This window comes from Ketobacter sp. (genome assembly GCF_003671495.1).
GTDB lineage: Bacteria > Pseudomonadota > Gammaproteobacteria > Pseudomonadales > Ketobacteraceae > Ketobacter.
This window is the reverse complement of record NZ_RCHN01000019.1, coordinates 108,002-119,512: the sequence shown is the minus strand read 5'-3', so window position 1 is coordinate 119,512 and position 11,511 is coordinate 108,002. Positions and strand designations below refer to the sequence as shown.

The 11,511-nt window shown below is 54.3% G+C and carries 11 protein-coding genes; 2 read left to right on the top strand and 9 right to left on the bottom strand.

What is annotated here, in order from left to right; all coding sequences use genetic code 11:
* Position 1: 1 nt before the first annotated feature.
* From D9N14_RS09670 to D9N14_RS09630, 9 genes are all read right to left on the bottom strand, one after another.
* A complete protein-coding gene (locus D9N14_RS09670; protein ID WP_290579168.1) occupies positions 2-1,177 on the bottom strand; it encodes a porin in 1,176 nt (391 codons plus the stop codon).
* A gap of 107 nt (positions 1,178-1,284) precedes the next feature.
* On the bottom strand, positions 1,285-2,286 hold the full coding sequence (locus tag D9N14_RS09665; RefSeq protein WP_290579167.1) for a YhdH/YhfP family quinone oxidoreductase: 1,002 nt from the start codon (positions 2,284-2,286) through the stop codon (positions 1,285-1,287).
* A gap of 11 nt (positions 2,287-2,297) precedes the next feature.
* Positions 2,298-3,335 carry a protease SohB gene (gene sohB / locus D9N14_RS09660; RefSeq protein WP_290579238.1) on the bottom strand — a complete coding sequence of 346 codons (1,038 nt, stop codon included), beginning with the start codon at positions 3,333-3,335 and terminating at the stop codon, positions 2,298-2,300.
* A 77-nt stretch (positions 3,336-3,412) separates the two neighbouring features.
* On the bottom strand, positions 3,413-4,069 hold the full coding sequence (locus D9N14_RS09655) for a phage holin family protein (RefSeq protein WP_290579166.1): 657 nt from the start codon (positions 4,067-4,069) through the stop codon (positions 3,413-3,415).
* Between the two features lie 12 nt (positions 4,070-4,081).
* Complete coding sequence (gene nudC, locus D9N14_RS09650; RefSeq protein ID WP_290579165.1) at positions 4,082-4,912, bottom strand: NAD(+) diphosphatase; 831 nt, start codon at positions 4,910-4,912, stop codon at positions 4,082-4,084.
* Between the two features lie 13 nt (positions 4,913-4,925).
* Positions 4,926-6,638, bottom strand: a complete 1,713-nt coding sequence (locus tag D9N14_RS09645) for a hypothetical protein (protein WP_290579164.1) — start codon at positions 6,636-6,638, stop codon at positions 4,926-4,928.
* A gap of 286 nt (positions 6,639-6,924) precedes the next feature.
* The gene (gene dnaQ, locus D9N14_RS09640; RefSeq protein WP_290579163.1) at positions 6,925-7,635 is read right to left on the bottom strand and encodes a DNA polymerase III subunit epsilon; all 711 of its coding nucleotides are present in this window, start codon (positions 7,633-7,635) and stop codon (positions 6,925-6,927) included.
* Positions 7,636-7,637: 2 nt separating this feature from the next.
* Complete coding sequence (gene rnhA, locus D9N14_RS09635) at positions 7,638-8,081, bottom strand: ribonuclease HI (RefSeq protein ID WP_317622604.1); 444 nt, start codon at positions 8,079-8,081, stop codon at positions 7,638-7,640.
* Positions 8,078-8,896 (bottom strand): class I SAM-dependent methyltransferase, encoded by an 819-nt coding sequence (locus D9N14_RS09630; protein WP_290579161.1) that lies wholly within the window; start codon positions 8,894-8,896, stop codon positions 8,078-8,080. The genes rnhA and D9N14_RS09630 overlap by 4 nt, the downstream gene beginning before the upstream one ends.
* Positions 8,897-8,956: 60 nt before the next feature.
* Here D9N14_RS09630 and gloB point away from each other — a divergent pair, with 60 nt between their 5' ends.
* Positions 8,957-9,739, top strand: a complete 783-nt coding sequence (gene gloB, locus D9N14_RS09625; protein ID WP_290579160.1) for a hydroxyacylglutathione hydrolase — start codon at positions 8,957-8,959, stop codon at positions 9,737-9,739.
* An 85-nt stretch (positions 9,740-9,824) separates the two neighbouring features.
* Complete coding sequence (locus D9N14_RS09620; RefSeq protein WP_290579159.1) at positions 9,825-11,498, top strand: LysM peptidoglycan-binding domain-containing protein; 1,674 nt, start codon at positions 9,825-9,827, stop codon at positions 11,496-11,498.
* Positions 11,499-11,511: the final 13 nt, after the last annotated feature.

Below are 11,511 nucleotides of genomic sequence, written 5' to 3'. Positions count from 1 at the left end.
ATCAGAAGCTCCAACCGATACCCAAGTTAAAGCCTTCTTTTGTGTTGCCCGGTTCATTGGTCTTCTGTACATCCGCTTTCAATGCGACCGTATCCACCAACCAATAGTTGATCCCCACATCCATTTGCTCGTAGTTGGAATCTACATCATCGTCAGCCGCTTGGTTGTCCCACTGGCTATAGCGGGCAAACACTCCCACTTTTTCAGAGAACTTGTAGGACGGCTCAACATACCAACCGGTTTGTTCGCTGGCGCCAGCCGCGATATCGTCCAACGCACTGTCGATATCCCAAGTGGCATAAAGTGCGCGCAGTCCGATAGGTCCTTTTCGTAAATCAACATGAGTTTCAAGAAGCAAAGCGTCTACATCTTTTACCGAGCCGACCACATCGCCTTGCAGTAAATCCGTGTTGTATTGACCGGTAAAGCCGACTTGCACCCCGGGCATACCATTCCAGACGATCCTGGCGGTATACGCCATATCGGTTGCGTTGGCCTCACTGGCTTTCTGGCGTCCATCGCGAACCTTGAAATCGCCGTCCGCAGCATCCAGATACAAACCAGAACTGACCGACGCATCATAACTTACGCCTGTGAACATTTCGCCCGACGCCATCACGCCGCCTTCCCACCAGGTGGTTGGAATGATGTTCTTCTCAACATTGTTGCGCTCAACACCATAGAACGTGTCAGGTTCATGCACCTCGTTCAAAATGCCCACTGGAACCAGGAACACACCCGCTTTTGCGCTGTGATTGTCTGCGTATTGGTATTTGATAAACGCTTGCTCGACTTCAACTTCTCCGTTTTTGCCTTCACCGGCAACCGTATGCTCCACCTCTAATTCGGAGAAGAAGCTGACTTTGTCATTGAAGCGATGTCCAAAGAACAGAACAAAACGGTGCAGATCGAGCTCCACCGTGTCTTTCGAAGATTGCTGGCTATTGATGTTGTTGTAATGTAATTCGGCGTACCCACCGAAACTGGTATCGGCCCACCACCCATCTGAGCCGGAATTACGATTGCTCTCTAAAGCGTCAGTCAACGCATCCAATTGCGCTTGCTGCTGCTCCAGCTGTTGTTTTAGAGCCTGAATTTCATCTTGTGTGGCGTTGGCGACATTGGCGAGCACGGTTGCTGCAACCGCAGCGGCAATGGCAGTTCTATTCAATTCCAATTTTACGATCCCCCTCTCTTTTTATGACGCTTTTGTTACGGGGGCAGAATTTAAACCATCACGCACCAATAATGCAAATCTATATTATTTAGATTTGGGTTGAGAGATCACAATCTGACTACAAAACGACCGCAATGTTGGCCCTCAAGCACCATTTGAAGACACTCTGAAAGTGAATCCATTCCAATGACGCGGGTGGTCGAATCTTTAAAATGGTTGAAATCGGGATACATCCAATGCTTCCCAATCATTTCCCAGATGTCTTGTTTCACGTCCAATGGTAGCTCAACAGAGTCCACGCCCAGGAGGTTGATGCCACGCAGAATGAAGGGAAAAATACTGGTATTGATCTCAGTTCCGGCCACCATGCCACAGCACGCGACACTGCCACCGTATTGGATGGACTTAAGCACATTACTGAGAACAGGGCCGCCTACCGTATCGACCGCTGCTGCCCACTGCGGTTTATTCATGGGTCGTTTTTGGCCTTCAACCAGGGTTTCACGATCGACAATGCTGCTGGCGCCAACGTGTTTTAGTAAATCATCCTGATTGGATTTTCCGGTAGACGCAACCACCTCAAATCCCATATTGCGCAATAGCCAAATGGCGATGATGCCAACCCCCCCAGTGGCCCCGGTTACCAACACAGGGCCCTGCTCCGGAGCAATACCCACCTGCAGGAGCGTATCCACACTCATGGCTGCGGTAAAGCCTGCTGTACCAAACACCATGGCATCTTCGGCACTTAAACGCTGTGGGCGGTGGATTACCCAACCCGCGGGAACCCGGATTTTCTCGGCGAATCCACCGGCAGTATTCATCCCCAGGTCATAGCCCATCACAATTACCGGGTCCCCTGGCTGGAAGTGGGGATCGGTGGATGAAACAACCGTGCCGGCAGCATCAATACCCGGTGTGTGAGGAAAATTACGGGTTACTCCCCGATTGCCAGAGGCAGAAAGCGCATCTTTGTAATTGATGGAGGAGCACTCAACGTTAACGACGACGTCCCCAGGAGGCAAATCATCCAAAGCACGCTCGATGACACTGTGTCGAAACCCGTCGCTTGTCTCCTCAACCCAAAATGCCCTGAACGTCTCCGCCATGTGATTTCTCCTTAAATCAGATTTTTTCCGCGCAATTGAGAAGTGCCCAGGACTCGAGATACAGCACGGGTGAGCGCCCCCTCCATCGCAAACCCAAGGCGATCCGCCATGCTGCGTTTCACCTCGAAGGACACCTCAAAAATCTCACACTCTCGGCTGATTTCATAGAGGTAGTCTTCGCTGGTCTGGATGCCGTCGATCAATCCTTTCTCCAGGCACTGTTGCCCATACCAGTGTTCACCCGTTGCCACTGCATCCACATCCAGGCTCGGCCGATTGCGCTTGATCAGGTCTTTGAACAGGACGTGGGTTTCTTCGATTTCCTCAACGAATTTCTTTTTGCCCTCATCGGTGTTCTCCCCCAGCATGGTGACCGTGCGCTTGAACTCACCGGCGGTATAGATATCGTAATCCACGTCGTATTTGCGCAGAATCCGGTTGAAGTTAGGCAGCTCTGCCACCACTCCGATCGAGCCCAGAATGGCGAAAGGCGCAGCCAGGATTTTGTTGGCGGTGCAGGCCATCATATAGCCGCCACTGGCGGCCACTTTGTCCACGCACACCGTCAAGGGAATTTCCTTCTGCCGGAAGCGCTCCAACTGAGAGGACGCCAAACCATAGGAATGCACCTGTCCCCCTGGACTTTCCAGTCTGAGGACGACCTCGTCCTGCTTTTCAGCCATGGTGAGCACAGCGGTAATCTCGTTGGCGAACTGCTCTACCCCACTGGCTTTCACGTCACCATCGAAGTCCAACACAAATACCCGTTTCTTGCGTGGTTCCTCTTTGTGCTTCTTTTTGGACTTCTCTTCTTTTTTGCGGTCCTTTTCGATCTGCTTCAATTGATCTTTGTCCAGCACACTGTGTTGCAGGGCGTCCCGCAGTTCCTCGTAAAAATCGTTCAGGGGGGTGACGATGATGTCACCTTTATGGTCCCGACGTTGACGGGATTGCGCGGTGGCAGCCACTACGGACACGATCATGAGAATGGCAATAACAATGGTCACGGCCTTGGCAAGAAACAGGCCGTACTCAGACAGAAATTCGATCACAAATGAACCTCGGGTTAGAAATCCTGATGATTATACGAGGCCATAAGATAACGCAAAGGGGCCGGGAATCCCACCTATTCCCATTGGCGGATGGCGATGATGGCACGGTCGTTTTCCGGTCGCGCAATCAGTCCGTTGCTGGTCAGCTGGATAGTAAACAAGGCACCGTCAGCCATAGGCAGGAAGGTGGCGCTGCCGTACTCGGCGTCAAACCAGTGCACATGACGCGAGAGTGAATCAATCGCACTCCACAGGTCGAAGCCGATGTCAGGGTTGCTAAGCGCGTACACGCTGCGGGGTTTGGAACGCTCATCCTCCAGGGTAAAATAGCGCCCCTGAATACGGTCAAGCTTGTATCCAGGCCGCCCGCCCAGGCTGGCCAACAGACCCTTCCACTTGATCACCCGGGCGTCCACCTGCCACAGGTCACCGGTGATCTCGAATGGCATCTCGGAACCACCGGCCGACATCACCACATTGGCCTTGTAAACCTGCTCATCCAGCTTATCGAAGCTGATGGTGGCCACGGTGACTTCTTTGTCGACCGGCCGATAGGCATTGACGTTAAGGGCGGTCAACCCCATCAGGATGGCCAAAATCAGAAAAACAAAGCCGACAGTGCCCTTTACCCAGCCCAGGAACCAGTCCTTGCGCAGCAACATGAACAAGGCGATCGCCAGGAAAATCAATCCGACGATGGCAATTGGGGCTGTGATCCATTGATATTGCATAGCCTGGGTCCGTTATGAAATTCCGTGCGCCGTCATTTTCTTCACGTAGCCTGAGATCAGCTCGTGGGATATGGAACCTTTGGGGGGAATCATGGGCAGTTGATCTATGGGCCACCAGCCCGCTTCGTCAATTTCTTCGTCTTCGAGGACGATGTCGCCACCGGCATACTCGGCATAGAAGCCAATCATCAATGAATGGGGGAACGGCCAGGGCTGACTCCCCATGTATTCCAGATTACGAACCCTTACCCCTACCTCTTCCTGAATCTCACGATGCACCGCCATTTCCAGGGTTTCCCCGGGCTCAACAAAACCGGCCAGAGTGGAAAACATGTTAGGCGGAAAGCTGCTGGAACGGGCCAACAGCACTTCATGACCTTTGGTCACCAGGGTGATGATGCAAGGGGAAATACGGGGATATTGCGTGTGTCCGCACTCCGGACAGAGCTTGGCTCGATCCCGGTCATGGGGCACTGTGCGTGTACCACAACGCCCACAAAACTGGTGATTACGGTCCCAGTCCAGAACCTGGCGTGCTTTGCCGGCCACCATGAACAGAAACGGGTCCACCATCATGGCCACACGACGCAGGTCATGAAGCATGTAATTGGGGGGCAGCGGCGCTTCCTCTTTCAGGTTCACAGCGAAACAATGGTTGTTTTGCAGCGACCCCAGATAATGGGGCTCCTCATGGGCGATACCCAGCAGGGAAAACTTGTCGATCTGCGGCACCATCAGCCCATACTGATCCTGAACCATCAGCAGCTTGCCCTGATAGAACGCAAACCATATATGGTCCCCCTGCAATTCTTCTGGCGCTATTACCCCGGGTACGAATTCCATCATTACCTACCGTCTAAGCTGCTTTGACCGGAAAGCCCAACTCCTGCATGCTTTCCTCTGCCACTTCCATTATCCCCTCACCAATGGGCTTGTCGTCTTCCATGCCTTCCAGGTAGTAATCCACACTGGTGATCGCATCCGCCAGCGTTTCCATCAACCCGGCGGTGGGCGTTTCGCTGCGATCTTTGATCAGTTTGTTTTCGATAAACGCTTCGCAGGCTTCCACGACGGCTGCCGCGCGACGCAACTGCAGGAAGATCAGTCCACCCCACACGGATTTCAAAGTGACCGGCACATTATTGAGGTGCATGCCATCCCAGTTGGAATCCATAAACGAGGTAATGGCGCGTTTGGCCAGGGACAACCCGGCACGGGCTTCGCCCACCACCACGCGGCGGGCGTCATCCAGCTGGGTTACCGAGATGCCGTCATTGATGGCTTCTTCGGCCTTGCTACTGTACAGGTTGCTGTCCGGTCCCCGGCGGGGTGAGAGCGTGGCGATGCTGTTCTCCACATACAACAACGCATCGGCGACCTTGTTGAATTCATCTGAGTCCGCATCGATGTCTTGGGGCGTCCAACTTCGCACGATATCGGATTTTTCCTTGAATACACCGGCCGCCTTGCTCAATCCCAGCATGATCAGCGTGTTGGACACCTTACGCATGGAGTCTGCGATCGGCTCAAAGCCTTCATCATCACCGGATGCACCACGTGCGCCCAAATCCAGGGCGTCCTTGATATGGTTGAGTTCTTCCGCCAAGGCCTCTGCCACTGAGCGGATGACCGTGCCACCAGGACCCCGCAGAATTTCACGCTCATGGCGCAGGCTGGCATCAGTCAGGCCACCGGTCTCCAGCTTGAACAGTTGGGTGACCTCCCGCAGGTGATCGCCCACCGGACCGGCCAGGGAGGCAATATACACGCACTCCTGCACAGTCGCCTTGGAAGGTTCCTTGTTAAGGGCACTTTCACCCATGTTCACCACGTTCTTGATCTGGCGGTCCACCATACCCAGCAGGGATTTGCGTGCCACATTCAGCTCCACAGCCTCCTGGGCAATGGCCTCCAGAACGGCTTCAGTGAGCCACCACAGTTTGCTGATGGGGGCATTCCCACAGAGCGCATCAATGCGGGAAACCGCCCGGGACATCATTTTGGCATTGGCGGAAACGCTCTCATTGCGCAGAATACCCAGCAACCCCACCTGATACATGTGACGCAGGCGACGTCCGGAATTTTGCAGCTGCTCCATGTCCACCTGATGACTGCCTTCTTTGGGCGGACGTGCGGGGTTTTCACCCAAATCAAAAAACACGCTCTCGGTGATCAGGGAGCGGTTCAAAAAGAAACGCACTTCGTTAATGGTGGGGATCAGCAGCACAGGCAACGCCTGCTTTTTGACCTCAACATATTCCAGGTAATGAATCAGCACCATGATGGCGTTGCTGATCGCAGCCAGCTCACGCTCATTGTTTTTATCATGGTGGGCAAGAATTTTATGACCCAGCAGCTCCAGTTCTTCGGACAGCATGGCCGCGCCAGGTAGATTGATCAGCTTGAACACCCCTTTGATCAGGGCGAACTGCTCTATGGCTGCTTTCAACCGGGATTCGTTCTCCGGTTCCTCAACGAATTGCTCCAGATTGGATTCTGCAATTGCCAGAGATTCGTCGATCTGCTCTTTGACCAGATTAAGAGAGGCAGAACCTTCAATTGTTAGCATGCTGACACCGTTCTTGTTCTATGGAAGCGGACTTCTCGTGGTTGTCTTTTGGTCAAGCCAATGAATTGCCCAACCTAACCTAAGAATGTTTATGCAGGGCGTCTTCTCATTATAGATTCTTTTTCTCGTTTTACTTCAATGAGATAACTCTTGCCCTGGCCGCAGGTTATGGAAACTCATTAGTCATTGGTTTAGGAACCAGCCATAACCCATTGTTTAACTGTATCTTTTAAATCAAAATTCGACAACTTAAACTATTGAACCACTGCACAGAACCGACATTTTGTCAGTGCTTTAACCAAATACAGTTCCCCCCGCTGGACTTGTCGATGCCCTGCAGGCGCTCCTCATGCAGTACGACTTCCTCAGGGGTGGCTGCCAAGACCTTGAGCCGAGGGCGCTCAGCCCCCAAACGGCGGATGGCGGCCCCGGTGACACCGCCCTCCTCCTCATCGCCGCTGGTCAGGCTCAGGTTGGTCTGGCCACCGGTCATGCCCAGATACACATCCGCCAGGATCTCAGCATCCAGCAATGCGCCATGAAGCTCTCGATGGGAATTGTCGATCTCGTAGCGTTTACACAGGGCATCCAGGCTGTTGCGCTGACCGGGGTGCATCTTTCTGGCCAGTAGCAGCGTATCCAGCACTGAACAGTGGTCTTCGGTTTTCCCCATTCCGGGGCCCAACAGACTGAACTCGTGATTGATGAAGCCCACGTCGAATGCCGCGTTATGGATCACCAGCTGGGCACCTTTGATGTATTCCAGGAACTCATCGGCAATATCACGGAACCGGGGTTTGTCCGCCAGGAACTCATTGGTAATACCGTGCACCTCAATGGCACCGTCATCAATTTCACGGTCCGGCTGCAGATAACGGTGAAAGTTATTGCCGGTGAGCCGACGGTTCACCATTTCCACGCACCCGATTTCGATGATCCGGTGCCCTTCTGACGGCTCCAGACCCGTGGTTTCTGTATCCAGTACGATTTGTCGCATGTTTATCTCCCTAACATTTCATCAATGGCCTGATTGGCCAATTGGTCCACGATTTCGTTTTCCCGGTGCCCACTGTGACCTTTAACCCAATGCCATTCCACATCGTGCTGCTCCCGGGCGGCGTCCAGGGCCTGCCACAGGTCCGCATTTTTGACCGGTTGTTTGCTGGCGTTCTTCCAGCCCTTTTTCTTCCAGCCGTGGATCCACTCTGTGATGCCTTTGCGGACATACTGGGAATCGGTGGTCAGGCTTACCTTGCAGGGTCGCTTCAGGCTTTGCAGCGCCATCACCGCTGCGGTCAGCTCCATACGGTTATTGGTGGTCTGGGGTTCCGCCCCTTTCAGGCTTTTTTCATGGCCTTTAAAGCGCAATAACACACCCCAGCCGCCTGGCCCAGGATTCCCCTTACAGGCGCCGTCGGTAAATATTTCTACAAAATCCATTATGACTCCGAACCGCCTCCGGGACTGAAAGGCTTGCGGGTGGAAGGTTTGGCAATACCGGTGATCGGAATGTTCACCAATGAGTCGGCAACCCGTCTGAAGCGGGGTTTTATCGGGGTCAAGGTGGAAACCTGCTTAACCGCCACCAGCACGTAGACGCCTCCCCGCTGTTGCCAGATTCGCTGGCCCAGATAAGCCAGCCAGTTAAAGAAGTTGCGGGTACGCTTGTTCGCGGTGGGCAGACCAAAGGCGGTGCTTTCGTAGCCTTCCACCTGAAAATCCAGCAGTTTGAGCCAGTCAGACAAACGGTAAGGGCTGAGAAAATTACCACTCCAGGGCATGGCAGTGGTGTGCATCAGGAAGAAGCGGGCAATGCCCCACAGACTCCAGGGATTGAAGCCGACGATGACGATGTGGCCGCCGGGGATAATGGCCCGGGACATCTCCCGCAGCGCGCGGTGGGGTGAGCTGTCGAAATCCAGGCTGTGATGGAGGATCGCCACATCAATACTTTCGGTGGCCAGGGAGAGCTCATCCAGGCGGCTGCACACGCAGCGGTACTGGTTCGATTGCTGGGGTTGCTCACTCAGGTAAAGCTTGTTGTGAATGGTGCTGGATTCCGCCAGCCACTGTGGTTCGCCTATCCCGGTCTGCACCAGGTGGTAGCCAAATATAGAAGGCAGAACGCGGCTGAGGATGTCTTTCTCCTGCTTCAGGAGCTCCTGCCCCAACTCTGTTTGAAACCAGGTGCTCAACAGTGGGTGAACAGAAGCGCCATGCACTTGTTGAAAGGGTTTAAACAGTCTGGGTAAACTCATAGTACGCGGGCTATCCCCATCAGGCTCAACACAAAACGTCCATTCAGGTTATCATATTCCATGCTGACTCTACATCCCATACCCGCTTTCACCGACAACTACATTTGGTGTATACACGACAACCAGTCCGCCTACGTAGTGGACCCTGGACAGGCTGAGCCGGTACTCGATTACCTGCAGGACCGCTCACTCACACTAAAAGGAATTCTGATCACCCACCATCACTGGGACCATGTGTCCGGCATCGAGCCCCTGCTGCAGGCCTTCAGCGGAATTCCGGTCTGGGGCCCCGCCAACGAAACCATCCCGGGCAGAACCCACGGCTTGCATCAGGGTGATGCGTTGAGCCTGAATTGGGGGCTGGAGTTTCGAGTACTGGAGGTGCCAGGCCATACTTCGGGTCATATTGCCTTCTATTCCGAACACACCCCTCTTGGGCCGCTGCTGTTCTGTGGCGACACGCTTTTTTCCTCCGGATGTGGACGCCTGTTCGAAGGCACTCCGGAACAGATGCATCACTCGCTCCAGGCGCTGGCCGCCCTGCCTGGCACCACCCAGGTGTGCTGTACCCATGAATACACCACCGCCAACCTGGCATTTGCCAAAGCCGTGGAACCCGGGAACCAGGCAATTCAGGAACGGGCCGAAACGGTGGCCCGGCTTAGAGCTCAAAATTTGCCCAGTTTACCCTCTACCATCCAACTCGAGCGCCAGGTGAATCCGTTTCTTCGGGTCAAGGAACCTGCCGTTTTGGAATCTTTACGTCAGAATTGCGGCGGACTTCCGGCCAACGAGGTGGAGAGCTTTGCTACACTTCGGCAATGGAAAGACAATTTCCAATAAATGAACCAAATTGTTCTAGGTTGATCTCATCCCTACAATGAGGCGCCCCATTGCCGGAATGCCGGTGTTTTTATCCAGGATAGAAGTGTTGAAATTGAAGTCGCTTGTCAGTCACGCTGGTTTGTATACCTTTATCTTTCTGCTGGTATCCGCCTGCAGCCTGAACGGTCCGGAACCCTCAGATGTGGTTACCTACGAGTCCAGCCCCAGCCCGGACCTGACCGATTACCCCTCTGCCGAAAATGAGGCCAGCGAAACTGACCCTGACGGCGACTACAGTGGTCCGGATTATTTCATTCCCGGTGTATTCGACGACGTGGCCGACGGCAGCGGCGCGGCTGCGGCCACCCAGGATCTGCCCACCATGTGGGACGTCTATCGAAAGCACACCCTGCTGGACCTGTCGGCCGACAATAAACGCATCAAAGAGCAACGGGATTGGTACGCCAAACACCAAGCGTATCTGGATCGGGTGACGCGACGGGCTGAGCCCTATCTTTACTACATCATTGAGGAATCCGTGAAGCGCGGCCTGCCCAGCGAGCTGGCTCTGCTGCCGGTGGTGGAAAGCGCCTACGATCCGTTTGCTTATTCCCATGGCCGCGCTGCCGGAATCTGGCAATTCATTCCAGGTACCGGTCGCGCCTTTGGTCTGAAACAAACCTGGTGGTACGAAGGCCGGCGGGACATCGTGGCCGCCACCGACGCAGCCATGAACTACCTGGAGTCCCTTAACCGGCAATTCGACGGCGACTGGATGCTGGCCTTGGCATCTTATAATTCCGGCGCCGGTACCGTGCGCAATGCCATCAAGCGTAACGAGGCTCGGGGCAAGCCCACGGATTTCTGGTCCCTGGACCTGCCCAAGGAAACCCGGGCCTATGTACCCAAACTGATCGCCATTTCCCAGTTGTATGCCCATCCGGAAAAGTACGGCATCACCCTGATCGATTACCCTTATCAGCCCTTCTTTGAAGCGATCGATATTGGTGGGCAACTGGATCTGGCCATGGCGGCGAAGATGGCCGGCATCAACATCGAAGAGCTTTACCGTTTGAATCCGGCCTTTAACCGCTGGGCCACAGACCCCGGCGGCCCGCATCGAATTCTGGTTCCTCTTGATCGGGCTGAGCTGATGCGGTCCGAGTTGGCCAAACTGCCGCCGGAGAAACGGGTGGCCTGGGGGCGCTACACCATAGAAAAAGGGGATTCCATTTTATCCATTTCCCGCAAGCACAACATCACTCCGGAATTGCTGAAACAGATCAACCACCTTTCCAGCAACACCATTCGGGCCGGCAAAACCCTGTTAATACCCCAATCCTCGGAGCCCCTGGATCACTACAGCCTCAGTGCCGAACAGCGACTCGCCACGAAACAGAATCGCAACGTGAGCGGCAAACAGAAAGTGGTGCACAAGGTTAAGAGTGGAGAAACTTTCTGGTCCATCTCCAGACGTTACGGTGTCAGCCACAGGTCACTGGCCAAATGGAACAGCATGGCCCCCACCGATACCTTGTCGGTGGGTAAAACCCTGGTGGTGTGGACCGGGCAGACCCAGCCCAATAGCGAGATGCAGAGCCAGCGGATGCGCAAGATACGCTATCGGGCGCGCTCCGGGGATTCCTACGCCGGTATCGCCAACAAGTTCAATGTTTCGCTGGGCCAATTGAAAAGTTGGAATGACATCGACATCCGCAAATACCTGCAGCCGGGCGACATGCTGACATTGTATGTAGACGTCGCCAACGCGCCCTGATGACAGCATAATC